Below are 25,540 nucleotides of genomic sequence, written 5' to 3'. Positions count from 1 at the left end.
GGGTTTTTTGTTGCCCAATTCGGGCGCGACGCACGAGTGATGGATAACAGCGCTGCTACTTCTGCGGCGCATTCAACTGGTAACTCGTGCTGCGCCCGCCACCATCGGCCCGGCGCAGCACACCGCGTGCGAGCAGGTCGTTGATATCGCGTAGAGCGGTATCGGATGAACACTTGGCGATGGCCGCCCATTTGCCGCTGGTAAGCTTGCCGTCAAACCCATCGAGCAGTTTATTGAGCAACTTGACCTGCCGCTCATTGAACGGCGTTGTGGCCCAGTGGCGCCAGAAATTCGCTTTGGCCAGCACGGTATCGAGTGTGAACTGCGCCTGATCGATGGCACGATGCAGCGCATCGAGAAACCACGCGAGCCATTCCGTGACATCCATCGATCGCTTTTGCGTGCGCTCCAGGATGTCGTAATACGCCTTGCGCTCGCGCTGGATCTGCGCCGACAAACTGTAGAAACGTTGTGGACTGTCATCCGCGCGCGCGAGCAGCAAATCCCCAATCGCTCTTGCCACCCGGCCATTGCCATCGTCGAACGGGTGCAACGTGACGAACCATAGATGGCCGAGCGCCGCCCTGATCAGCGGCGGATCGTTCGCGGGGCCATTGAGCCAATCGAGAAAGCGGCTCGTTTCAGCTTCCAGGCGGTCCGCTGGCGGCGCTTCGAAATGAACCCGCTGACGGCCAATCGGACCGGACACTACCTGCATGGGCCCCCTGGCATCGTCGCGCCATGCGCCGACACTAATCCGCGATAGACCCGCGTAGCCTGTCGGGAACAACGCAGCGTGCCACCCGAACAGTCGCTCTTTCGTAACCGGCGACTGGCTGCTGGCAGTCGCGTCGAGCACCATCTCGACCACGCCTTCGACGTGGCGATCCACTGGCGCGAGCGCGCCGATGTCAACGCCCAGCCGCCGCGCGATTGACGAGCGCACCGAGGCGACATTGAGCTGCTCGCCCTCGATCTCGCTTGTCTTGACCACGTCCTCGGTCAAGGCTGCGAGACTGGCCTGATCGCGCAACGCCATGCCGACATCGGCCAGACGCCCGGCCAACAAGCCTTGGACATGGCTCGCCGCGGCCAGGGGCTCGGCCAGCTTCGCCAAGTCGTAGCGCCAGACGGGCCAGTCATTGGCTCGCCAGATATAGGTGTAATCGCCGCTATTCATGCGGCGATTATGAGCTGTATTCGCCGTATCGACAAGTCTTTCACCGCGTAAAGTGCGGCGAATAACGACCGTATTCACCGCAAGCCGACACCTGATGCCGCCCAAACGCGAAGGCCCCGGCCACGCCCCACTTCTGGGCGTGGCCGGGGCCTCTCGACCTCGACCGTGCCGTCAGCGCTTCGGCCGAACGGCAGCGCAGCTTCGGCTTAACCGAGCCACTTGCGCGCGTTCTGGAACGCACGCAGCCACGGGCTCGCCTCGCCCCAACCTTCGGGGTGCCAGCTCATCGTCACGGTGCGTTGCACGCGCTCGGTGTGCGGCATCAGCACGGTGAAGCGGCCATCGGGCGTCGTGACCGAGGTGATGCCCTGCGGCGAGCCGTTCGGGTTGAACGGATAGCCTTCGGTCGGCTGGCCGCGGTGGTCGACGTAGCGCATCGCCACGGCCACCTTCGAGAGGTTGCCCTGCTGCGAGAAGTCGGCGAAGCCTTCGCCGTGCGCGACCGCAACTGGAATGCGCGAGCCTTCCATGCCGTTGAAGAAGATCGACGGCGAGTTCTGCACTTCCGCGAGCGAGAAGCGCGCTTCGAACTGCTCCGACTTGTTGCGCGTGAACTTCGGCCAGGCCTCGGCGCCGGGAATCATCGAAGCCAGGCTCGACAGCATCTGGCAACCGTTGCAGATACCGAGCGCAAAGGTGTCCTGACGCGCGAAGAACGCCGCGAACATGTCCGCGAGCTTCGCGTTGAAGCGGATCGTCTTGGCCCAGCCCTCGCCCGCGCCCAGCACGTCGCCATACGAGAAGCCACCGCAGGCCACCGCGCCTGCGAAGTCGGCGAGCGTGGCGCGGCCTTCGAGCAGGTCGCTCATGTGCACGTCGTGCACATCGAAGCCCGCGCGGTCGAATGCATAAGCCGTTTCGAGGTGCGAGTTCACGCCCTGCTCGCGCAGGACCGCCACGCGCGGACGTGCGCCCTTGCCGATGAACGGCGCGGCCACATCTTCTGCCGGATCGAAGGTGAGATGCGGCTGCATGCCCGGATCGGCGGCGTCGAGCAGCGCGTCGTATTCGGCGTCGGCGCACGCGGGGTTATCGCGCAGGCGCGCAATGCGCCAGCTCACTTCGCTCCACACGCGATGCAATTCGGCTCGCGGCGCTTCGTAGATGCGCTTGGCGTCGCGATAAATTTCGATCGAGTCGCGGTTATTCGGCGAGCCGATCACATGCGAGCACGCCGAGAGACCGTGTTGACGCAGCACCGCGAACACGGCGTCGCGCTGCTGCGCCGGCACCTGGATCACGGCGCCCAGTTCTTCCGAGAACAGCGCGCGCAGCGTGCGGTCTTCGCGGCGGCCGCTCGTCTGCTTCGCCCAGTCCTTCGCATCGCCGTAATCGGACTCGTGCTCGCTGTCGAGCGCGAGCATGTCGACGTTCAGCGTGACGCCCGTGTGGCCAGCAAAGGCCATTTCGCAGACGGTCGCCCACAGGCCGCCGTCCGAGCGGTCGTGGTACGCGAGCACTTGCTCGTTCGCGTTGAGCTGCTGGATCGCCGAGAAGAACTGCTTGAGGTCTTCGGCGCTGTCCACATCAGGCACGGCGTCGCCCACCTGCTGCGTGACTTGCGCGAAGATGCTGCCGCCGAGGCGGTTCTTGCCACGGCCCAGATCGATCGCGATCAGCACCGATTCGCCCACTTCGTCGGCGCGGCGCAGTTGCGGCGTGAGGTGGCGGCGCACGTCCTCGACCGGCGCAAACGCGGAAATGATGAGCGAAACCGGCGCGACCACTTCCTTCGCCACGCCTTCTTCGTTCCACTTCGTGCGCATCGAGAGCGAATCCTTACCCACCGGAATGCCGATGCCGAGCGCCGGGCACAGTTCCATGCCGATCGCCTTCACCGTGTCGTAGAGCGCGGCGTCCTCACCCGGCGCGCCGCACGCGGCCATCCAGTTCGCCGAAAGCTTGAGCTTGTCGAGCGAGAGGATGGGTGCGCTGGCGATGTTGGTGATCGCCTCGCCCACGGCCATGCGGCCCGAGGCGGGCGCATCGATCACGGCGAGCGGCGTGCGCTCGGCCATCGTCATCGCTTCGCCCTTGTAGCCGGCGTAGTCGAGCGCCGTGATCGCGCAGTCGGCCACCGGCACCTGCCACGGGCCGACCATCTGGTCGCGCACCGTCGTGCCGCCCACCGAGCGGTCGCCGATGGTGATGAGGAAGGACTTGCTGCCGACCGTCGGATTGCGCAGCACGCTCTTTGCGACTTCGTCGAGCGAGATGCCCGTGACTTCGACCGGCGTGAGCGGCACGCTCGCGTGCTCGACGTTGCGGTGCATGCGCGGCGGCTTGCCGAGCAGGATGTCCATCGGCATATCGACGGGCTGGTGGCCGCCGTTCGCCGCAAGCGCCGCTTCGTCGGTATCGATCAGCTTCAGTTCGCGTTCGTCGGTGGCCACGCCCACCACGGCGAACGGGCAGCGCTCGCGCTTGCAGATCGCTTCGAACATTGGCAGATCGGCGGGCGCAATCGCGAGAACGTAACGCTCCTGCGATTCGTTCGACCAGATCTCGCGCGGCGAGAGGCCCGACTCCTCGAGTTGCACCTTGCGCAGTTCGAAGCGTGCGCCCTTGTCGGCGCCGTCGACGAGTTCGGGGAACGCGTTCGAGAGGCCGCCCGCGCCCACGTCGTGAATCGACAGGATCGGATTGGCAACGCCCAGCTGCCAGCATCCGTTGATGACTTCCTGCGCGCGGCGCTCGATTTCCGGGTTGCCGCGCTGCACCGAGTCGAAGTCGAGCTCGGCCGTGTTGGTGCCCGTGGCCATCGAGCTGGCCGCGCCGCCGCCCATGCCGATGCGCATGCCGGGGCCGCCGATCTGGATCAGCAGCGTGCCCGCGGGCAGGTCCTGCTTGTGCGTGAGCGTCGCGCTGATGTTGCCGATGCCGCCCGCAATCATGATTGGCTTGTGATAGCCGCGCACGGTGCCCGCGACGTTTTGCTCGTAGGTGCGGAAGTAACCGCCGAGGTTCGGACGGCCGAATTCGTTGTTGAACGCAGCGCCGCCGAGCGGGCCGTCGATCATGATCTGCAGCGGCGAGGCGATGCGGTCCGGGCGGCCATAGGTCTGCGCTTCATCGGCGGGATTGCGGTGCGCGAGCGGCGTGGCCGCGTCGCGGGCGTTCTCCCACGTCTCGCGCGCGTCCGGCAAATCGAGGTTCGAGACCGTGAAGCCCGTGAGGCCGGCCTTCGGACGCGCACCGCGGCCCGTTGCGCCTTCGTCGCGGATTTCGCCGCCCGAGCCCGTGGCTGCGCCCGCGAACGGCGAGATCGCGGTCGGGTGGTTGTGCGTCTCCACCTTCATCAGCGTGTGCGTGAGTTCGGTGTGGCGGCCGTACTGCTCGCCCGGCGCGCCTTCCGCGCCGCTCTTGCGCGGGAACCAGCGCTCGGCCACCGCGCCTTCCATGATCGACGAGTTGTCCGAGTACGCGACGATCGTGCCCTGCGGGCTCACCTTCTCGGTGTTGCGGATCATCGCGAAGAGCGACAGGTCCTGGTCCTCGCCGTCGATCGTCCAGCTCGCGTTGAAGATCTTGTGGCGGCAGTGCTCGCTGTTGGCCTGCGCGAACATCATCAGTTCGACGTCGGTCGGGTTGCGCCCGAGCTTCGTGAAGTTGTCGACGAGGTAGTCGATTTCGTCGTCGGCGAGCGCGAGGCCCAGTTCGCCATTGGCCGTTTCAAGCGCCTTGCGGCCATGGCCGAGCACGTCGACGGTCTGCATCGGGCGCGCCGGCAGTTCGTCGAACAGATGCAGCGCCTGGTCGCGCGAAGCGGCCACGCTCTCGGTCATACGGTCGTGCAGCGCGGCCGCGACGGCGGCGTGTGCCTCGTCCGACAGGGTTTTCTTGCCGCCCAGCAGGCCGCTCTTGAGGATCACCGTGTACTCGACGCCGCGCTCGATGCGGCGCACCTGCTCGAGGCCGCAGTGATGCGCGATGTCGGTGGCCTTGCTCGCCCACGGCGACACCGTGCCGAAGCGCGGCACGACGAGGAATGTGACCGCGCTGCCGCGCTCCTGCGGGGCCGCGAACGGCGCGCCGTAGTGCATCAGCGCTTCGATCTTCGCGCTGTCGTCAGGGACAAGCGGCGTGGCCGAGTTGACGAAGTGCAGATACTGGCCGTGGACGCCGACGATATGAGCGTCGATACGCTGGAGCGTTTCGAGCAGGCGGGTCTGACGGAAGTCGGAAAGGGCCGAAGCACCGGGGAAACACGAGAAGTGGGCCATGGACTGGGGCGTTGCGTCGAGATTACGTCTGGGTTGCGTCGGAATTGCGTTGCGCCATCGCCTTTCACGGGCGTCTCGCGGGGTGGCGAAGCGCCGCACACAGGCGATGACGTCGGGCCGACGTCGGGCGATGGGGAGACCGCGATTATAACCCGGAAGACCCCGCCTGGCCGAGCCGCGAGGCGGGAGCGCAGCGCGTGCCGGGCCCCGGCGGGCTTCCGGCGGCTGCGTTCGCGCGAGGTCCGGCGCTCCGGCCACCAGCGCCGGCCGCCTGCGTAACGGCGCTTGGCAACGCGCATGGCAAGCGGGACGGTTTGGCTGCTATGATTGCGTGTTTCACCCGATCGGCGCGATTGCCCGCGCCGCATGCCTCACCCCCATCGGCACGGCGCCCTCGCCCTTCGGCGCGCCGTCTGCCAGCAGATCAAATCGTCATGGATGTCATCGTCATTGGCGGCGGAATCGCCGGCGTCGCCACCGCCTATCAGTTGCGCGCGGCGGGCCATCGCGTCTGCGTGGTCGAGCGCCACGCCACCGTCGCGCAAGGCGCGAGCTACGGCCATAGCGGCGTCGTGCTGCCCACGCCGCTCGACGTCTGGTTCGGGCCTACTTTTCTGCGCAACGGCCGGCAGTCGTCGGGCGGTGTGATCTGCAAGACCGGCTTCACCGGACACGCACGCAGCTTCGTGAAGCGCCTCGCGTCCCTGCACGGCTCCGAAGCCTTCGCCGCGCGCTACACGCTCCTGCGTCCGCTGATCGAATCGGCGCAAAACGCGCTGGACGAGGCCGAAGGCCGCTTCGAGCTCGAGTACGAGCAGCGCGAAGGCCTGCTCTATCTCGTGCGCGGCAGCGACGAGTGGTCGCTTACGCAACCCGCGCTCGAATTGCTGCGCCAATTCGAGATCCCGCATCACGTGCTCACGCCGCACGAATGCGTGGCATCCGAACATACGATTCCCACCGATCCGCCGTTCGCGGGCGCTATCCGTTTCGACGAGGCGCGCGTGGCCAACTGCCCGCTCTTCGTCAAGCAGCTCAAGCAGGTGCTCGATACGATGGGCGGCGTGCAATTCCAGACCGGACGCACCGTCAGCGCGATCCGCCTCGAAAACACGCGCGCAGCCGTGGAACTCTCGCCGCGCCCTGACGACGCCACGCGCAAACGCGAAGTCGAAGTCATTTCCGCCGATGCCGTGGTTGTCGCGGCCGGCGCGCAAACGCCAAAGCTGCTCGCGCCGCTTGGTTTCAAGCTGCCGTTCTATCCCGTGCGGGTGCACACGCTGAACGCGCCGGTCGCACACGAGGAATGCGTGCCGCATTCGACGCTGGTCGATGTGGCGCGGCGCATCGCGATCACGCGCACGAACCACCGGCTGCGCATTTCGGGCGGCGCGGTGCTCCAGCGCGTGAAGGAACTCGACGAAGCGCTGCCCGAACCACTCACCGAAGAAGCCCTCGCCCTGCTCGGCGAGGCTTCGCGCGATTGGGCGCCGGGCGCCGCGCGCATTTCGGCAGCGCTCGCGTGGGAAGGCATGAAATTGCTCTCCGCCGACGGCATGCCGGCAGCAGGCAACGCCGGGCATGCGCGCCTCTACGTCAACGCGGGCCATGGCCCGGCCGGCTGGGCGCTCGCGCTGGGCTCGGCTCGCCTGATCGCCGCACAGATTTCGGGCACCGCGCCCGATCTGCCCGCCGAGACCGTCGCGGCGCTCTGGCCCGGACGCGACTGACACGCGACCGACACGCGACTGAGGCGCGAGCCAACGCCTGGCGCGCGCCGCTCGGGTATCGTTGCACTGTCGAACTCCCGCACGTGCCGCAGCCCCCTGCGGCCGCCATCGCCGCCATGACAGACGCCACGCCTACCCCGCCGCTCCCTCTTCCAGCTCTCGCGCTCGTCAATCCGCATGATCGGGCCGTGCCGCTGCTCACTGTCGCGCAGTTGCGCGCAGCCGAAACCGCCGCTCAGGCCGCCCTGCCCGTGCACACGCTGATGGCGCGCGCGGGCGCCGCTGCGGCGCATTTCCTGCGCGAGCAGATTGCGCATGCGCCGTCGCCGGCCAGCGTGAAGCCCGTCTGGTTCGCCGCCGGCCCCGGCAACAACGGCGGCGATGCGCTGGTGACCGCTGCCGAACTCAAGCGCGCGGGGATTGCCGTCGAAGTCTGCATGCCGCTCGAAGTGAAGCCTGCCGACGCGCGCTGGGCGCTCGCGGAGGCGCACGCGGCCGGCGTGCCGATCACCGCCACGCCGCCGGAATCGTTCGATGCCTATGGCTGGCTCGTCGATGGTCTGTTCGGCATCGGCCTCGCCCGCGCGCTGGACGGCGTGTTCGGCGCGCTGGCGCAGCGGTTCGCGGCGCGCGCGCGCAGCCACGGCCATGTGCTCGCGCTCGACGTGCCAAGCGGCCTCGACAGCGACACCGGCAATCCGGTCGGCAACGGCCCGGCTGTGCGTGCAACCCATACCGTCACCTTCATCGCAGCGAAGCCCGGGCTTTATACGGGCGCGGGCCGCGATTGCGCCGGCGCTGTGAGTGTGGCGCCGATTGGACTGAATGCGGGGCTGAATGCGGGGCTGAATGCGGGCCTGACTGCGGGGCTGCATGCGGGGCTGAATGCGGGGCTGAATGCGGGCATCGACACACCCACTGAAGCACTCTCCGCGTGGCTCAACGCCCCGGCACTGTTCAGCGCAGCCATGCCCGCGCGCGACTTCGCCACCCACAAAGGCAGCTTCGGCACGCTCGCCGTCGTGGGCGGCGACACGGGCATGTGCGGCGCACCGATCCTCGCCGCGCGCGCCGCGCTGCTCGCGGGCGCGGGCAAGGTCCACGTGGGCTTCCTCGGCAACGACGCGCCGCCCTACGATGCGCCGCATCCCGAGTTGATGCTGCACAACGCCGGCAAGCTCGCGCTCGACACGATGAGCGCGGTCGCGGCCGGTTGCGGGATGGGCGGGAGCGCTTCGGCGCGGCAACTCGTCGACCGGATCCTGCAACTCGATGTCCCGGTGCTGCTCGACGCGGATGCCCTCAATCTCGTCGCCCGCGACATCGTGCTGGCCGGACGCGTGGCCGAGCACTTGCGCGTACATGGCGCGCCATGCGTGCTCACCCCGCACCCGCTCGAAGCCGCGCGCCTGCTGGGCACGGATACGGCGGCCGTGCAGCGCGACCGTCTCGCCGCGGCGCGCGCGCTCGCTGCGCATTACGCGGCGGTAGTCGTACTCAAGGGCAGCGGCACGGTCATTGCCTCGCCGGATGGCCGCATCGCCGTGAACCCCACCGGCAACGCGGCGCTCGCCACCGGCGGCACCGGCGACGTGCTCGGCGGTCTGATCGGCGCTTTGCTTGCACAGCGCCTGCCGCCCTGGGAGGCGGCGCTGGCGGGCGTCTACCTGCACGGCCTCGCCGCCGATACGCTCGTTGCCGAGGGTGAAGGCCCCGTCGGCCTCGCGGCGGGCGAACTCGCTGCCGTGATCCGGCGCCTGATGAACCGCCTGTTTTACGCCGCGAAAGACTGATCAAAGCCTCGCCGGAGACTTGACGAGGCACGCGGCTTGCTGCTGCTCCCGGCGACCCGCGCGATGCTGCTCATCGACGCGCGGCCCCGCTATACTGGTCCCTCGCGCTGCTCACCGGCAGCGCGCTTGCCCGCAGCGCGCGATGCGCGCGTCGCGCCCGACCGGCGCGGCGCCCTCCGCCGCCCTCCATTCGTTTTCCCTCGCTAGACGAACATGACGAATTCGCTTCCTGCCTGGTCCGCGCTACAGACGCACTACGAACAGATCCGCAACGAACAGATGCGCGACTGGTTCGCACCCGCCAACGACCCCGCGCCGACCCGCGCCGAACGCTATACCTACGCGGGCGGCGGCCTCGCAGCCGACCTCTCGAAGAACCGCATCAACGACGCCACGCTGAAACTGCTCGTGCAGCTCGCGCGTGAAGCCGGCGTCGAAAAGCGCCGCGATGCGATGTTCGCGGGCGACGTCGTCAATCCGACCGAAGGCCGCGCCGCGCTGCACACGGCGCTGCGCGCCACCGAGCCGAACGCGCCGTTCCACGCACAGATCCTCGCCGAAAAAGCGAAGATGGCGAAGTTCGCCGACGCCGTGCGCAGCGGCGCATGGACCGGCTACACCGGCAAGCGCATCCGCCACGTAGTGAACATCGGCATCGGCGGCTCGGATCTCGGTCCCAAGATGGTCGTGCATGCGCTCAAGCACCTCGAAACGCCTGAGATCAGCTCGCACTTCGTCTCGAACGTCGACGGCGCCGACCTCTGGCGCGTAATCGAAGACATCGATCCCGAGGAAACGCTCGCGATCATCGTCTCGAAGACCTTCACCACGCTCGAAACCATGACGAACGCGCATTCGATGCGCGATTGGTTCATCAAGCACGGCTGCCCGGAAAGCGCGCTGGCCAGGCACTTCGTGGGCGTCTCGGCGAACCCCGCCGAAGTCGTGAAGTTCGGCATCGCCAGGGACAACGTGTTCGAGATGTGGGACTGGGTGGGCGGCCGCTACTCGCTGTGGTCGGCGGTGGGCCTCTCGATCATGATCGCCATCGGGCCGCAACAGTTCGACGAACTGCTCGCGGGCGCCCATGACATGGACGAGCATTTCCGCACGGCGCCGCTCGAAAAGAATCTTCCTGTGCTGCTCGGCATGATCGGCATCTGGTATCGCAACTTTTTCGGCTCGCAGAGCTATCTGGTTGCGCCGTACTCCGAAGCATTGCACTACCTGCCCTCGTACCTGCAACAGCTCGAAATGGAGAGCAACGGCAAGCAGGCGCGTCTGGACGGCAAGTTCGTCGATTACGCCACCTCGGCCATCACGTGGGGCGAGCCCGGTACGAACGGGCAGCACGCGTTCTTCCAGATGCTGCACCAGGGCACGACGATCGTGCCGATCGACTTTATCGCCGTGCTCACGCCCGAGCATCCGCTAGCCGATCATCACCCGAAGCTGCTCGCCAACTGCTTCGCGCAGAGCGAGGCGATGATGCTCGGGCGCACCGAGGAAGAAGCGAAGAAGATCGCCGGTCCGGACAAGCCTGAACTCGTGCCGCACATCATGTTCCCCGGCAACCGCCCGACCACGACGCTGCTTGTCGACGCGCTCACGGCGCGCTCGCTCGGCGCGCTGATCGCGCTGTACGAGCACAAGGTGCTGGTGCAGGCCTCGGTCTGGGACATTAACCCGTTCGATCAGTGGGGCGTGGAACTCGGCAAGATTCTCGGCAAGGTGGTCGAGGCCGACCTCATGGCCGCGAGCGCCGCCGTGAAAACGCACGATTCGTCGACGGCCGCGCTGATTGCGCGGGCGCGCGCCGCGCTCAAGCGTTAAGAGCGCAGCTTAGACGCGGCCCGCCTCGGGCGCTTCGTGCACATCCTCCGGGTTGTCGGCATGAAGCGCATTCGGCACGCGGCGGCCCGCTTCGATCGTCACCATCGCATCGCAGCGGCGCGCGAGATCGACATCGTGCGTGACGAGCACGAGCGTCGCGCCGCCACTTGCACGACTGCCAGCGCCGCCGCTCGAACGATTGAGCTCGAACATCAGGTCGATGACGGCATGCCCCGTCGCGGCATCGAGACTGCCGGTGGGTTCGTCGGCGAACAGCACGGCCGGCTGCGTGACGAACGCCCGGGCCAGCGCCACGCGCTGCTGCTCGCCGCCCGACAGCAGCTTGGGATAGTGAGCGGTGCGCTGCCCGAGCCCTACGCGCTCCAGCAGTGCACGGGCGCGCGCAAAAGCTTCGCGCGTCGTGATGCCGCCTTGCAGTTCGAGCGGTAGCGCAACATTCTCCAGCGCGCTCAGATGCGGCATCAACTGGAACGACTGAAACACGAAGCCCACCGAACCGTTGCGCAGCGCTGCGCGCTGATCCTCGGCCATGCCGGTAAGCTCATGACCGAGCAGGCGAACCGAGCCGGCGCTGGCGCTGTCCAATCCGGCCAGAAGGCCGAGCAGCGTCGACTTGCCCGAACCCGACGCGCCCACGATCGCCACGCTGCTGCCCGCGTGCACGGTCAGGTCAATGCCGTCGAGGATCGTCAGTTCGCCGGTCGCATCGGTGACCCGCTTGCACAGACCCCGCACTTCGATGACTGGATCGCTATTCATTCGCACATGATGAAGCAAAGATTCGCCGCCTGGGTGCGGCACGGCACGGCGGCCGCTGCGCTCCGCGCTACCCTAGATACCCCTGTCGCCCGCTTCGCCGCTTTCACGGCTGCGGCTGTACTCGGCCTCGCCGCTACCGCGACACTGCCCGGCGGCTCGCATGACGTGCTCGCGGCCACGGCGCCCGCGGCTCAGCCCACGCCGGCGAAACCTGTTATCGCCGTGCTGGGCGACAGCCTCTCGGCCGAATACGGCCTGCCGCGCGACACGGGCTGGGTCGCGCTGCTGCGCCAGCGGCTTGCCACCGAGCGAATCGATTATAGCGTCGCGAATGCGAGCATCAGCGGCGACACGACGAGCGGCGGGCTCGCCCGCCTGCCGCTCGTGATGCAGCGGATGAAACCCTCGATCGTGATCGTCGAGCTTGGCGCGAACGACGCGCTGCGCGGCGTCCCGCTCACGACAACACAGGGCAACCTGCGCGCGATCATCGGCCAGATCCGCAAGGGCAACGCACAGCCCGTGCTGGTGGGCATGTACGTGCCGCCCAATTACGGCCCCGACTATACCCGCGCGTTCCACGGACTCTATGTGCAGCTTTCGAACGAGCTGCACGTGCCGCTGGTGCCGTTCCTGCTGGCCGGCCTCGCCGATAAACCCAATCTCTTTCAGTCCGACCAAATGCATCCGAACGAGCAGGCACAGGCCTTGCTCCTCGAAAACGTGTGGCCGACTCTCAAGCCTCTACTCGGCGGCGGCGCGAAACGCTGACGGCGCAACACCCGCACATACGAGACACGCAACAGCCTTGCCGCGTGCCGTGCGTGTTGCCGTCACGCTTGCCGCGTGCCGGGCCACGACTTTGCACCGGACGAGCGGCTTTCGTCTGTTTCCCGACTGACCCGACTGAAGGGAGAAAACGTGAAATTTTTACCTTTGATTGCCATTACGGCCACCCTTGCAGCCTGCGCCAATCAGCCGATGCCAAGCGGCACGCAATCGGTGGGCACCAGCCAACAACCGCCCGCGGCCGTTGCGCAATGCATTGCCAAGAAGTGGGCCGACAAATCGCAGCAGCAAGTCGTCCAGCAGAGCGTCCTCGCTAATGACCAGGCTGTCGACGTGTACGTGCCCGGTCAGCAGCCGCCCAACGGTGCGGCCGCAACGGTGCGGCCGGCATGGAACGCCAGCGCGAAAACGTGGGTGGGCATGCGCGCCGGTGGCGGAGCCGGCGGCGACACGAGCGACATCAGCGCCTGCCTCTGAGTGCCAATGCATGCACGCGCAATGCATCAGTCGCGTCGCGAGCGCCCAAGCAAAAGCCCCGCATCCGCGGGGCTTTTTTTGCACTTGTGCGCTTTGGCTTGAAGCCGGCTGCGGAGCTTACTGCCCGTCGCCATCGCCAGACTGGCTGGCTGCATTCAGAGAGCCGTACAGCTTGACCTTGGAGCGGTCGCGCAGCGCATCGAGATAAGCCTGCGTTTCCGACTGACCGCTCACGCCCGCGAGTTGCTGTTGCGCGGCTGCGAGACGCGGGCCATCGGCGGCCTGGCCATTGTTCACGCTGTTCACGCGATAGATTGCGTAGCCGTTATCGCCCAGATCGACGCCCACATACGCGGGCAGCTTCTTCGGGTCAGCCTTGAATACGGCCGAAAGCGCGTTGGGCGGCAGGCCCTGCGCATCGTTGCGCGTCACCTTGAGCGCCGACGAGAAGCCATCGGTCGCCTTCGACTTCTGCAGATTAGCGAGCTTCGCCTCGCCTTCCTTGCGCGCCTGCTCGCCTGCTTGCTGCGCGACCACCTTCTGGCGCACGGCGTCCTTGACCGCTGCGAGCGCGGGCACGGCGGCCGGCTGGAAGTTCGTCACGCGCGCGGAGATCAGCGTGTTGCTGCCGACGTCAATTGCCTGCGTGTTGTTGTGCTGGCTCACCGAATCGGTCGCGAACACCGCGTCGAGGAACTTCGGGTTGTTCAGCGGGTTGTCCTGCGGCAGTGCGGGATTCGGCTTCGGCGTGACTGTGGCTGTCTGAATCGTGAGCTTGTACTTGTCGGCGGCCGCCTGGAGGCTCTTCGACTGCTCGTAGACCGTCGACGTGAAACCTTCGGTCGCGTCGGCAAGCAGCTTCGCGGCCTGCTGTGCCTTCACGTCGTTAGCGATCTGACCTTTCACTTCGTCGAACGACCTCGTCACCGACGGCTTGATATCAGTCACCTTGACGATGTGATAGCCGAAGTCCGACTGGATCACACCGCTGATTTCGTCCTTCTTGAGCTTGAAGACCGCGTCGTCGAACGCCTGGCCGCCGGCGATCATGCCCGGACCGAAGTAGCCGAGATCGCCGCCCTTCGAGGCCGACCCCGGGTCCTGCGAGTCCTTCTGGGCGATCTGTGCGAACTGGTCGGGATGCGCCTTGACTTCGGCCAGAATCTGCTCGGCCTTCTGCTTGGCGGCCGTGCGGTCCGCGGCGCTCGCATCCTTCGCGACCGTGATCAGAATATGGCTTGCCCGCACTTCTTCCTGCGTCTTGAAGTGCGTGATGTTTTCGTCGTAGTACTTTTTGAGATCGGCGTCGCTGGGATTGACCGAAGCCGCGACCGTTGCGGCCGACAGCACCAGATACTGGATCTGCGCCGTGGCCGGCGTGGCGAAGTCGTTCTTGTGCGCGTCGTAGTACGCCTGCAGCTGCGCATCGGTCGGATTGACCTTCGGCGCATAGTCGTTCGCACGGAACGCGAGACCTTGCACTTCACGCTGCTGCCCGGAAAGCTCGGTGAGCTGCTGCGCGAGCGCCTTCGGCGTGAACGCGCTGCTCACCAGCGCCGCCGGCAACTGCTGCATGGCAAGGCTATAGCGCACGCGCTCGTCGTACTGCTCGGGCGTCATGCCCTGCATCGCGAGCAATTGCTTGTACTTGTCGAGATCGATCGAACCATCGGCTTTCTTCAACGACGAGATGACGGGGTCCGACAGCAAGGTGCGGCGCACCGCATCGTCCGAAGCCGTCAGATGCAGGCGCTGGACTTCGTCCACGAGCACGCGCTGCTGAATGAGGCCGTCGAGGATGTCCTTGCGGCGCTGCGGCGTGTCGAACGTGCTAGCGTCGAAGCGCGCGCCCATGATCTGCCGCGCCTGGTCCATCTGCTGACGCGCGGCGCCGTCGAATTCGGCACGAGTAATTTTGTGACCGTTGACGCTCGCAACGTTCGCGCTTTCGTCAAAAAAGCCGCGGAAGCCTTGAATGCCGACGAAGCCGAGACCTGGCAGAATCACCAGCATCAGCATCATCATCATCAGTCGTTTGTGATTGCGGAAAAAGTCGAGCATGCGTGACCAAGCGTTGGAGGGCGCCTAAAAATGGAACGCCCGATATTACAACAGCGGCCAACAAAAAAGGCGAACCGGAGTTCGCCTTCTTGCTGATAGATCTGGCGGAGCGGACGGGACTCGAACCCGCGACCCCCGGCGTGACAGGCCGGTATTCTAACCGACTGAACTACCGCTCCGTGCTGGTGTACTGCCGCGCTGCATTTTGCGCTGCTGCTGCACTGCATCTCGCTTGCCGCAAGATGTGTCATGCGAATCTGAAGCTGTGGTGGGTGCTGAGAGGCTCGAACTCCCGACCTACGCCTTGTAAGGGCGCCGCTCTACCAACTGAGCTAAGCACCCAGCTTCACGACTCTCGCGCATCGCATATTTCTGCTGCGCTTTTTACTGCGCCGCTCATCAAGCAGCGAGCCCATTAGTCTAACGCATCTTCACCGACTTTTTCAAGCCCCAATTCAGGAACCGGTACGATTTTGATTTCGATCCGTTCAACGTCAACGAACCTAACGGAGACGGACGCGCATCAAACAAAAACCCGCGGACACTGCCGCGGGTTTTTTGGTATCGAGCGTTCCAGCGAGCCGCACCATCAGCGCGGCTCACACGAAGCTCAATGCTTGACCACTTCGGTCGCGCCGGCTTCCTTCGTTTCGGCAGCAACAGGCGCTTTCGCGTCGTCGGCCTTCACTTCTTCTTCCGGCAGCGGCTGCGGCACACGTTCGAGCGCGAGTTCGAGCACCTTGTCGATCCAACGGACCGGCACGATCTCGATCGAGTTCTTCACGTTGTCCGGAATCTCGGTGAGATCCTTGACGTTCTCTTCCGGGATCAGCACGAGCTTGATGCCGCCGCGATGCGCCGCGAGCAACTTCTCCTTCAGCCCGCCGATCGGCAGCACTTCGCCGCGCAGCGTGATTTCACCCGTCATTGCGACATCGGCGCGCACCGGGATGCCCGTGAGCACGGACACCAGCGCCGTCGTCATCGCACCGCCCGCGGACGGACCGTCCTTCGGCGTCGCGCCTTCGGGCACGTGAATGTGGATGTCCTGCTTCTCGAACGCCTCGTCCTTGATACCGAGACGACGCGAACGCGAACGCACCACCGAGCGTGCCGCTTCGACCGATTCCTTCATGACGTCGCCGAGCGAACCCGTGCGGATCACGTTGCCCTTGCCGGGCATGACCGCGGCTTCGATCGTGAGCAGATCGCCGCCCACTTCCGTCCACGCGAGACCCGTGACCTGGCCGATCTGGTTTTCCTTCGCAGCCAGACCGAAGTCGTACTTGCGCACGCCAAGGAAGGTGTCGAGGTTGGCGCTGTCCACCGTGACGGCCTTGTCGGCCTTCTTCAGCAGCAGCATCTTCACGACCTTGCGGCAGATCTTCGAGATTTCACGCTCGAGCGAACGCACGCCCGCTTCACGCGTGTAATACCGAATGATGTCGCGGATCGCGCCTTCGGTCACCTCGATCTCGCCTTGCTTCAGGCCGTTGTTCTTCTTCTGCTTGGGCAGAAGATAGCGCTGGGCGATGCTGACCTTCTCGTCTTCCGTGTAGCCCGAGAGGCGGATGACTTCCATGCGGTCGAGCAGCGGCGGCGGAATGTTCAGCGAGTTCGACGTGGCGACGAACATCACATCGGAGAGGTCGAAATCGACTTCGATGTAGTGATCGGCGAACGTGTGGTTCTGCTCCGGATCGAGCACTTCGAGCAGCGCCGAAGAAGGATCGCCACGGAAATCCATGCCCATCTTGTCGACTTCGTCGAGCAGGAAGAGCGGATTGCGCACACCAACCTTGGTCAGGCTCTGCAGGATCTTGCCCGGCATCGAACCGATATACGTACGACGGTGGCCGCGGATCTCGGCTTCGTCACGCACGCCGCCCAGCGCCATGCGCACGAACTTGCGGTTCGTTGCGCGCGCAATCGACTGGCCGAGCGAGGTCTTGCCCACGCCCGGAGGGCCGACCAGGCAAAGGATAGGCGCCTTGACCTTGTCCACGCGTTGCTGGACCGCGAGATACTCGAGAATGCGTTCCTTCACTTTCTCGAGACCGAAGTGGTCTTCGTCGAGCACGGTTTCGGCGTTCGAGAGGTCGTTGTTGACCTTGCTCTTTTTGCGCCACGGCAAACCGATCAGCGTGTCGATGTAATTGCGCACGACGGTGGCTTCGGCCGACATCGGCGACATCAGCTTGAGTTTCTTGAGTTCGGCGTCTGCCTTCTTCTTGGCTTCCTTGGGCATGCGCGCGGCGGTGATGCGCTTCTCGAGTTCTTCGAGATCGGCACCCTCTTCGCCTTCGCCCAGTTCCTTCTGGATAGCCTTGACCTGCTCGTTCAGGTAGTACTCGCGCTGGCTCTTTTCCATCTGGCGCTTGACGCGGCCACGGATGCGCTTCTCCACCTGGAGAATGTCGATCTCGGCTTCGAGCTGCGCGAGCAGGTGCTCCAGACGCTCCACGACCGGGAACATCTCGAGAATGTGCTGCTTCTGGTCGAGCTTGAGCGGCAGATGCGCGGCGATGGTGTCGGCAAGACGACCGGCCTCGTCGATACCCGACAGCGAGGTCAGGATCTCCGGCGGGATCTTCTTGTTCAGCTTCACGTACTGGTCGAACTGCGAAACGATCGCACGGCGCAGCGCTTCGGTTTCGGCGCTATCGGCGTGATCGGGTTCGAGCGGCATGACCTCGCACGAGAACTGCGTTTCCTGCTCTTCAATGGAAAGCGTTTTCGCGCGCTGCAAGCCTTCCACGAGCACCTTCACGGTGCCGTCGGGCAGCTTGAGCATTTGCAGGATGTTGGCGATACACCCTACTTCGTACATGTCTTTTTCGGTCGGCTCATCCTTGGCGGCAGTCTTTTGCGCGACGAGCATGATGTGCTTGCCGCCTTCCATTGCCGCTTCGAGGGCCTTGATCGATTTGGGCCGGCCCACGAAAAGGGGAATCACCATATGCGGGAAAACTACAACGTCTCGCAGCGGCAGCAGCGGGAGCGTGGTGCGTTCCGGCGGGAGGAGTTGGGTTCCTGACATTTCATTTCCCCATGAGTGGAATCAATTGTTCGGTAAGTGAGGCCATAAGAGTCGATTGCAAGCCTCGCGCAAGTGGGAAAAGTTCAGTGACTCCAAAAAAGTGCGCCATCGACCACAAGATAAACGAAAAAGCCGTTCATCCTATTGCATGAACGGCTTTTTCCCGGAACTCTTTAGCCGATCATCACCATCAGTTCGAGCCAGAAACCTTTGGCGCGTCTTCGTAGATCAGCAGCGGTTTGCCGTCGCCGTCGATCACATTGTCGTCGATGATGACCTTGCTCACACCCTTCATGGCCGGCAGCTCGTACATCACGTCGAGCAAGGCCTGCTCCAGGATCGAGCGCAGCCCCCGGGCGCCGGTCTTGCGGCGGATCGCCTTGCGGGCGACGGCCTGCAACGCAGCCGGACGGATCTCGAGTTCCACGCGCTCCATGTTGAAGAGCTTGTGATACTGCTTGACGAGCGCATTCTTCGGCTCGACCAGAATCTTCATGAGCGCGGCTTCGTCGAGCTTGCCGAGCGTCGCGACCACCGGCAGACGGCCAATCAGTTCCGGAATCAGGCCGAACTTGATCAGGTCTTCCGGCTCCGTTTCGCGCAGCACTTCGCCCGTGTCGCGTTCCTGCTTGCTCTTCACGCTCGCGCCGAAACCGATGCCGGTCTTCTCGGTACGATCAGTGATGACTTTCTCCAGACCGTCGAACGCGCCGCCGCAAATGAACAGAATATTGGTCGTGTCGACCTGGATGAAATCCTGGTTCGGATGCTTGCGGCCGCCCTGCGGCGGCACCGAGGCCATCGTGCCCTCGACGAGCTTGAGCAGCGCCTGCTGTACGCCTTCGCCCGACACGTCGCGCGTGATCGACGGGTTATCAGACTTGCGGCTGATCTTGTCGATTTCATCGATATAGACGATGCCGCGCTGGGCCTTGTCGACCTCGTAATTGCAGTTCTGCAGCAGCTTCTGAATGATGTTTTCGACGTCTTCGCCCACGTAGCCGGCTTCGGTCAGCGTGGTGGCGTCCGCGATCACGAACGGCACGTTCAGAAGGCGCGCGAGCGTCTGCGCGAGCAGCGTCTTGCCCGAGCCCGTGGGCCCGATCAGCAGGATGTTGCTCTTGGACAGCTCGACGTCATCCTTCTTGTCGAGATGCTTCAGACGTTTGTAGTGGTTGTACACCGCCACCGCGAGGATCTTCTTCGCGCGCTCCTGACCAATCACGTACTGGTCGAGAATGTCACGGATCTCCTGCGGGCTCGGTAGGTCCGAGCGCGACAGCGCAGCGTCGATGCCGGCACCGGCGGCCTCGTCGCGAATGATCTCGTTGCACAAGTCGATGCATTCATCGCAGATGAATACCGACGGGCCAGCAATCAGTTTTTTCACTTCATGCTGGCTTTTGCCGCAAAACGAGCAATACAACAGCTTTTCGCTGTTAGAACCTTTCTTGTCCGCCATGAATAAATGAGCCTCCGGACACTCTGTTACATGATACGCCGTTTCCCCCGGACGCCGCCGGGGGGCGCGTGAACCGCTTGCTGTGACGGCGTTGGCCGCAGGCCGCGAAGCGCGTTTGCCGATTATTTCACATGGTCCGCGCGCCCGTGGCTATCCCGTATTTCACGGGGATCGCGCACGCTGCGAGCGGGCCTCAGTTGGTACCCTTCAGCTGACACCTCAACTGGCTGGCACCATTAACTGGCAATAAAATGCCAGCAAAAACGCGCGCCGGATCAGGGACGCTTGTGCAGCACCTGGTCGACGAGGCCGTACGCCTGCGCATCGTCGCCCGACATGAAGTTATCGCGGTCGGTGTCGCGCGCGATGCGCTCAACCGGCTGACCCGTGTGCGTGGCGAGCAGCTGGTTCAGACGCTCCTTCAGGTACAGGATCTCGCGCGCCTGGATTTCGATATCCGACGCCTGGCCGCGTGCGCCGCCGAGCGGCTGGTGAATCATCACGCGCGAGTTCGGCAGCGCAAAGCGCTTGCCCTTCGCGCCCGACGCGAGCAGGAACGCACCCATGCTGGCCGCGAGCCCCATGCAAAGGGTCGAAACGTCGGGCTTGATGAACTGCATCGTGTCGTAGATCGCCATGCCAGCCGAAACCGAACCGCCCGGGCTGTTGATGTACAGGCTGATGTCCTTGTCAGGATTTTCGCTTTCGAGAAACAGCAACTGCGCGACAACGAGATTCGCGGTCTGGTCGTTCACTTCGCCGACCAGGAACACCACACGCTCCTTGAGCAGGCGCGAGTAGATGTCATAAGAGCGCTCCCCGCGGCCGCTCGTTTCCACGACGATCGGCACGAGCCCGAGCGCCTGCGGATCGAAATCCCGCGAGGCGTGGGAGGTCAACGTGTCCAGCGATTGAGCGCGAATGGTCATGCGGTGCATCCTTGTCTGGAAGAGTTGTTCTGGTAACCCTGATAATGCTCAATGGCGACGGACCCTGCAAAAATCAACCACACGGTCAATGTGGCTAAATTCTGCGGATACAAAAACGGCGTGCTGGCCGTCGGTCGCTCCGACAGCCGGCACGCCGTAGCGGGCAGATTTAAGCCTGCGCCGTTGCGCTTGCCAGTTCTTCGAAGCTCACCAGCTTGTCCGTCACCTTGGCCTTGCCGAGCACGAAGTCCACGACGTTCGATTCGACGACGTAGGCTTCCATTTCGGCGAGGCGTTGCTGGTTCGAATAATACCAGCGCACGACTTCCTTCGGGTCTTCGTAGCTTTTCGCGAATTCGTCGACTTCAGCGCGGATCTGCTCCGGCTTCGCTTCGAGGTTGTTCGCCTTCACGAGTTCGGCCAGGACGAGGCCGAGCTTCACGCGGCGCTCGGCTTGTTCCTTGAACATTTCGGCCGGGATCGGTGCGTCCTTCGCGTTGGGCACGCCGCGCTGCGCGAGGTCGGCGCGCGCCATTTCGACGAGGCGCTGCTGGTCTTGTTCGACGAGCGCATTCGGCACGTCGAGTTCGGCGATCTTCAGGAGCGCGTCCATGACCTGGTTCTTGACGATGGCCTGGGTGCGGCGCTTCGCTTCGCGCTCGAGGTTCTCCTTGATCTCGGCGCGCATCTTCACGAGGTCGCCGTCGGCGATGCCGAGCGACTTCGCGAATTCAGCGTCGATCTCCGGCAGGTGCGGCCACTCGATCTGCTGCATCGTGATCGTGAACTTCGCGGTCTTGCCGGCGACTTCCTTGCCGTGGTAGTCCTCGGGGAACGCGAGGTCGAATTCGCGCGACTCGCCTTTCTTCAGGCCGATTGCCGCCTTTTCAAATTCCGGCAGCATGCGCCCTTCGCCCAGCACGAATGCGAAGCCTTCGGCGCTGCCGCCCGGGAATGCGACGTCGTCGATCTTGCCGAGGAAGTCGACCGTCACGCGGTCGCCTTCCTTCGCTGCGGTGTCGGCGCCGCCGTCACCGTGCTCGCCTGCTTCGCCGCGTGCGTGGTAGTGCACGCGCTGCTTGCGCAGGATGTCCAGCGTGCGGTCGATTTCGGCTTCGGTGATGTTGGTGGTCGTGCGCTCGATTTCGGCGCTCGCGACGTCGCCCAGCGACACTTCCGGATAGACCTCGAAAGTCGCGTCGAACGCGTAATCGCCCTCGGCAGCTTCGACCTTCGGCGCGAAGCTCGGCTGGCCTGCAACGCGCAGGTTTTCGGCGCGGCTGATGTCGAAGAACTCCTTGCCGACCTTGTCGCTCAGGACTTCGGCTTCAACCTGGCCCGAGTACTGCTGCGTGACCATCTTGAGCGGCACCTTGCCCGGGCGGAAGCCCGGCATGCGCACGTTCTTCGCGAGTTGGCGGATGCGCGAGTCGACTTCTTTCTGCACGGCGTCCTTCGGCAGGGAAATCGTCACGCGGCGTTCGAGCTTGCCGAGGTTTTCTACAACGTTAGCCATGGCTTCAATCGTCCTAAAATTGTTCGAGCGTTTCAGTAATCTTTGCTGCCGCAGTCCGATGGGTCACCCGCATCGCTTGCGTCTCGCCTGTGCCTCGTCGGCGCCGCCGGCTTGCGCCCGACCGGGATACGGGGCGGCGCCCTTTGCGGGATCCGCGAGACCCATTCCGCTACCAATCGGCCAAATTGGGCCGGATCGAGCAGTTTGCCGTGCGGTTCCGTCAAAAGAGCCGGGTATTTTAGCAAACTATTGCCGCACTCAAATGGAATTGCCGCTCCCGCCGGAAGATGACGGCGGGCAAGACCCGAAAATGGCCGGAAAACCGCCACGTGGCGGCCGTGAACCCGCCATGATGCGGCCAGATTTCGCGCGCAGGCATGCCGTTGCGATGCGTGCTATCTCGCCAGAGGTATCCAGCAGTCCCCTGACCACTGGTAAGCTAGCGCTCGCGCCGGACGCCCCGCCGGCAACAGCCTTTGCCAACACAACTCTTCCAGTCGAGACACCATGCCCAACCAGTCGTTTGCTGACGCACCCGTCGTCGTCATTGCTCCCGATTCTTTCAAAGGCTCGCTCAGCGCGGATGGGGTCGCCGCCGCGATCGCCGATGGCATTCGCCGCGCCCGCGCCGACGCCGATATCCGCATCTGCCCGATGGCCGACGGCGGCGAAGGCACGCTCGACGCGATGCTCAGCGTAGGCGGCGAGCGCCGCGTGATCAATGTGGAAGGCGCGGCCGGCGCACGGCGCGACGCCGCGGTTGGCCTGTTGAACGATGGCAGCGCCGTCGTCGAAACCGCCGAGATCGTCGGCATCACCGACCCGGTGGGCATGGGCGTGCCGGTCGACGCGCGCAGCACGCGCGGCATGGGCGAAGCGATTCGCGCACTGCTCGACGAAGGCGTGCGCCGCTTCTATGTCGCGCTCGGCGGCAGCAGCACGAACGATGCCGGCGCAGGCCTTCTCGTGGGTCTCGGCCTGCAGTTGTTCGACGCCAGCGGCAATGCGCTCGCACCCACGCCGCAGGCGTTGGCGCAAGTCGCGAGAGTAGACGTCTCCGGACTCGACGCACGGCTTCACGAAGCCAGCTTCGTGGCGATGTCGGACGTCGACAATCCGCTCAATGGCGATCACGGCGCAACCGCCGTGTTCGGCCCGCAAAAAGGCGTGAAGCCCGAACAGGTCGCGACGATCGACGCCGCCCTCGTGCGTTTCGCCGATCTGCTCGAAGCGGCGCTCGGTCGCAGCGCGCGCAGCGAAGCAGGTGCGGGCGCCGCAGGCGGTCTCGGCTTTGCGCTGCGCATGCTCGGCGCGACTTTCGAGCCCGGCGCCGAAGTCGTCGCGCGCACGATCGGCCTCGACGATGCGCTCGCGGGCGCGCACTGGCTCATCACTGGCGAAGGCCGCTCCGACGTGCAAACGCTGCACGGCAAGGCGCCCTTCATCGCGTGCCGCCATGCACAGGCCGCCGGCGTGCCGGCCACGCTGCTGTCGGGCGCGGTCGACCCCGCCGCCCTGCCGCGTCTTGCCGAACACTTCAGCGGCTGCTTCTCGCCCGCGCCGGGCCCGATCACGCTCGACACGGCCATCCGCGAAGCCGCCACACTGCTCGCGAACGAAGCAGAGCAACTCACGCGCCTCAAGTACGGTTCGCGCGGCGCTTAACGCACCGTATAACGCGCAACAAAGCGGAAAATTCGTCTGACTTTAGTTGCGCGTTCTCATCGGGTTTCGCAGTAAGCGATTAATAGATCCGTAGGCCCGTCAGGATAGGCCTACGAGGGTTCTTGCGCGTTGACCCGGACGCTGGTTGAGGCAACAATCATGATACGCGCGGCATGATCGCGCGGACCTCACGCGACCAGACCAGGACGACCATGAAGGCAAGCAAAGCCGGACTCGAACAATTTCTGACCTATCGGCTCCACGTCCTCAACAAGCTTTCCGAACGCGGTGCGAGCGAGCGTTACCAGACGAAGCTCGGCATCACGCTGCCGGAGGCACGTCTCATTGCTGCTGTCGGCGCGTTCGGCCCGTTTTCCGTGATGGAACTCGCGCGCCACGCGAATCTCGACAAGAGCCAGGCCAGTCGCGCCGCTGAGGCATTGATGCGCCGCGGCCTCATGCAACGCGACGCCAGCGAGGAAGATGGGCGCCTCGTACTCGTTTCGCTCACAACCGACGGACGCGCGCTCTATCGCAAGGTCATGCCCGTTGCGCGCAAGTGGAACGTGGACCTGTTCGCCTGCCTCGACGAGAAGGAACGCGAGTTGCTCAACCGGGCGCTGGAGAAAGTCATTGCCGCGGCCCAGGAAGACTCGTGACGCGGCACCCGCGATAAATGAAATAGATGGGCCGTGCGCATGATCGCGCGCCGGTGCATCAAACAAAAAGGCCACGTACCCAGAGGTACGTGGCCTTTGCTTTTGGTGCGTGAGGCCGGACTCGAACCGGCACACCCTTGCGGGCGTCAGGACCTAAACCTGGTGCGTCTACCAATTTCGCCACTCACGCGAATTCCTTGCATGGCGGGACCGCTGCGAGCTCACGTGAGTGTGGGACGTGGGATACATCGCGTGCGATACAAACCTGCACTGCGCCCCCGGCGGCTGGATAAGCCACCCGCAAAGCGCAAGCGCGAGATTCTAACTGATTGCCTTGCGCTTGTCTGCACCCTGGATGCGCATCCGGCCTCCCCCGATCGGCCCGCCCCAAACAAGCGCCGGTGCTAGAATCGCCGCTCCGCAGCGACTTGCTCCGTGCGCCCCTCTGGGACGCCAGCGAATCCACGCCTCTCCTCGCCCCCGAACGCCGTGAATTTCGACGAATACTGCCTGCAAAAGGCGGCCCCGCCCGGATCGAGCACCTACTACGCACTGCGCCAGGCAGGCGCCGCCCATCAGCCGCTGCTCGCCGCCCTGTTCGCGCTGCGCCGCGAACTCGAGGAAACCGCCAAGGAAACGAGCGACCCCACGGTCGGTCGCACCAAGCTTGCATGGTGGCAAAAAGAACTGGCAGCGCTCGCTGCCGGCAGCGCATCGCACCCCGTAACCCAGGCGCTCGCGCACCATCTGGACGGCACGGCAGCAGTCTATCCGCTGCTTCAGCAGTTGCTTGCCGGCTTCGAAATGGACTTCGAGCAGGCGCGCTACCTCGATTTGCCGAACCTGCGCCGTTATATCGATGGCGTGGGCGGCACCTTCGCGACGCTCGTGGCCCAGGTCGGCGCACGCACGGATGAAGCTCGCGCGAGCGCCGCGCGCTGGGCCGCGCCGCTTGGCAATGCGCTGATGCTTGCGCAATTCGTGCCCGAGATCGGCAACGATGCGCGCCATGGCCGCATCTACGTACCGATCGACGAATTGCAGCGCTACAACGTCACCGCTGCCGATCTGATCAACCGCCGCTACAGCGGCGAATTCACGGAGCTCATGCAGTTCCAGACCGCGCGCGCGCGCGAAACCGTGAAGGCCGCGCTCGATGCGATTCCCGTTGCGGAGCGCCGCCATCAGCGCACCTTGCGCGCGCTCGCAGCGCTCGAACTTGCCTTGCTCGATGAAGTGGAACGCGAAGGCTTTCAGGTGCTGCATCAGCAGATCGTGATTACGCCAATTCGCAAGCTCTGGATCGCCTGGCGCGCTGCACGCCGCGCCTGATTGCCCACTGC

16 protein-coding genes and 3 tRNA genes are annotated in these 25,540 nt (G+C 64.8%); 8 read left to right on the top strand and 11 right to left on the bottom strand.

Annotation, left to right across the window (positions count from 1 at the left end; translation table 11 throughout):
• Positions 1–55 precede the first annotated feature (55 nt).
• Positions 56–1,180, bottom strand: coding sequence for a Fic family protein (locus NH14_RS23960; RefSeq protein WP_035533237.1), 1,125 nt, complete (start codon positions 1,178–1,180; stop codon positions 56–58).
• 206 nt (positions 1,181–1,386) lie between these two features.
• Positions 1,387–5,463, bottom strand: coding sequence for a phosphoribosylformylglycinamidine synthase (purL, locus tag NH14_RS23955; protein WP_035533239.1), 4,077 nt, complete (start codon positions 5,461–5,463; stop codon positions 1,387–1,389).
• Between the two features lie 434 nt (positions 5,464–5,897).
• Here purL and NH14_RS23950 point away from each other — a divergent pair, with 434 nt between their 5' ends.
• The 3 genes from NH14_RS23950 (at position 5,898) to pgi (ending at position 10,819) form a co-directional block, all read left to right on the top strand.
• A complete protein-coding gene (locus NH14_RS23950) occupies positions 5,898–7,193 on the top strand; it encodes an FAD-dependent oxidoreductase (RefSeq protein ID WP_035533241.1) in 1,296 nt (431 codons plus the stop codon).
• A gap of 116 nt (positions 7,194–7,309) precedes the next feature.
• The gene (locus NH14_RS23945; RefSeq protein ID WP_035533298.1) at positions 7,310–8,986 is read left to right on the top strand and encodes an NAD(P)H-hydrate dehydratase; all 1,677 of its coding nucleotides are present in this window, start codon (positions 7,310–7,312) and stop codon (positions 8,984–8,986) included.
• A 213-nt stretch (positions 8,987–9,199) separates the two neighbouring features.
• Entirely contained in the window at positions 9,200–10,819 is a 1,620-nt protein-coding gene (gene pgi, locus NH14_RS23940) for a glucose-6-phosphate isomerase (protein ID WP_035533243.1), read from the top strand.
• 9 nt (positions 10,820–10,828) lie between these two features.
• Here the strand turns inward: pgi and NH14_RS23935 are convergent, their stop codons facing one another.
• A complete protein-coding gene (locus NH14_RS23935) occupies positions 10,829–11,599 on the bottom strand; it encodes an ABC transporter ATP-binding protein (protein WP_052148476.1) in 771 nt (256 codons plus the stop codon).
• Between the two features lie 6 nt (positions 11,600–11,605).
• Here NH14_RS23935 and NH14_RS23930 point away from each other — a divergent pair, with 6 nt between their 5' ends.
• Together NH14_RS23930 and NH14_RS23925 are read left to right on the top strand one after the other, a co-directional pair.
• The gene (locus tag NH14_RS23930) at positions 11,606–12,370 is read left to right on the top strand and encodes an arylesterase (RefSeq protein ID WP_237179747.1); all 765 of its coding nucleotides are present in this window, start codon (positions 11,606–11,608) and stop codon (positions 12,368–12,370) included.
• Between the two features lie 150 nt (positions 12,371–12,520).
• Entirely contained in the window at positions 12,521–12,865 is a 345-nt protein-coding gene (locus tag NH14_RS23925) for a hypothetical protein (protein WP_035533245.1), read from the top strand.
• 117 nt (positions 12,866–12,982) lie between these two features.
• Here NH14_RS23925 and NH14_RS23920 read toward each other — a convergent pair whose 3' ends face one another.
• The 7 genes from NH14_RS23920 to tig form a co-directional block, all read right to left on the bottom strand.
• On the bottom strand, positions 12,983–14,926 hold the full coding sequence (locus NH14_RS23920) for a SurA N-terminal domain-containing protein (protein WP_035533246.1): 1,944 nt from the start codon (positions 14,924–14,926) through the stop codon (positions 12,983–12,985).
• A 102-nt stretch (positions 14,927–15,028) separates the two neighbouring features.
• Positions 15,029–15,105 (bottom strand) — tRNA-Asp (locus tag NH14_RS23915).
• Positions 15,106–15,192: 87 nt separating this feature from the next.
• Positions 15,193–15,268: transfer RNA gene (locus tag NH14_RS23910), tRNA-Val, on the bottom strand.
• A 268-nt stretch (positions 15,269–15,536) separates the two neighbouring features.
• Positions 15,537–17,966, bottom strand: coding sequence for an endopeptidase La (lon, locus tag NH14_RS23905; RefSeq protein ID WP_035533248.1), 2,430 nt, complete (start codon positions 17,964–17,966; stop codon positions 15,537–15,539).
• Positions 17,967–18,156: 190 nt separating this feature from the next.
• Complete coding sequence (gene clpX / locus NH14_RS23900) at positions 18,157–19,428, bottom strand: ATP-dependent Clp protease ATP-binding subunit ClpX (protein WP_035533250.1); 1,272 nt, start codon at positions 19,426–19,428, stop codon at positions 18,157–18,159.
• Between the two features lie 275 nt (positions 19,429–19,703).
• Positions 19,704–20,357, bottom strand: a complete 654-nt coding sequence (gene clpP / locus NH14_RS23895; RefSeq protein WP_035533252.1) for an ATP-dependent Clp endopeptidase proteolytic subunit ClpP — start codon at positions 20,355–20,357, stop codon at positions 19,704–19,706.
• Between the two features lie 169 nt (positions 20,358–20,526).
• A complete protein-coding gene (gene tig, locus NH14_RS23890; RefSeq protein WP_035533253.1) occupies positions 20,527–21,873 on the bottom strand; it encodes a trigger factor in 1,347 nt (448 codons plus the stop codon).
• 507 nt (positions 21,874–22,380) lie between these two features.
• Between tig and NH14_RS23885 the strand changes: the two genes are divergently transcribed.
• Together NH14_RS23885 and NH14_RS23880 are read left to right on the top strand one after the other, a co-directional pair.
• Positions 22,381–23,538 carry a glycerate kinase gene (locus NH14_RS23885; protein ID WP_035533254.1) on the top strand — a complete coding sequence of 386 codons (1,158 nt, stop codon included), beginning with the start codon at positions 22,381–22,383 and terminating at the stop codon, positions 23,536–23,538.
• Between the two features lie 212 nt (positions 23,539–23,750).
• Positions 23,751–24,197 carry a MarR family winged helix-turn-helix transcriptional regulator gene (locus NH14_RS23880; RefSeq protein WP_035533255.1) on the top strand — a complete coding sequence of 149 codons (447 nt, stop codon included), beginning with the start codon at positions 23,751–23,753 and terminating at the stop codon, positions 24,195–24,197.
• Positions 24,198–24,300: 103 nt separating this feature from the next.
• Here the strand turns inward: NH14_RS23880 and NH14_RS23875 are convergent.
• Positions 24,301–24,387: transfer RNA gene (locus NH14_RS23875), tRNA-Leu, on the bottom strand.
• 299 nt (positions 24,388–24,686) lie between these two features.
• On the opposite strand from NH14_RS23875, the gene NH14_RS23870 reads away from it, so the two are divergent.
• The gene (locus NH14_RS23870; RefSeq protein WP_035533257.1) at positions 24,687–25,529 is read left to right on the top strand and encodes a squalene/phytoene synthase family protein; all 843 of its coding nucleotides are present in this window, start codon (positions 24,687–24,689) and stop codon (positions 25,527–25,529) included.
• Positions 25,530–25,540: the final 11 nt, after the last annotated feature.

The organism is Paraburkholderia sacchari (assembly GCF_000785435.2).
GTDB lineage: Bacteria > Pseudomonadota > Gammaproteobacteria > Burkholderiales > Burkholderiaceae > Paraburkholderia > Paraburkholderia sacchari.
The sequence above is the reverse complement of the archived record's forward strand: the minus strand, read 5'-3'. Positions and strand labels throughout refer to the sequence as shown.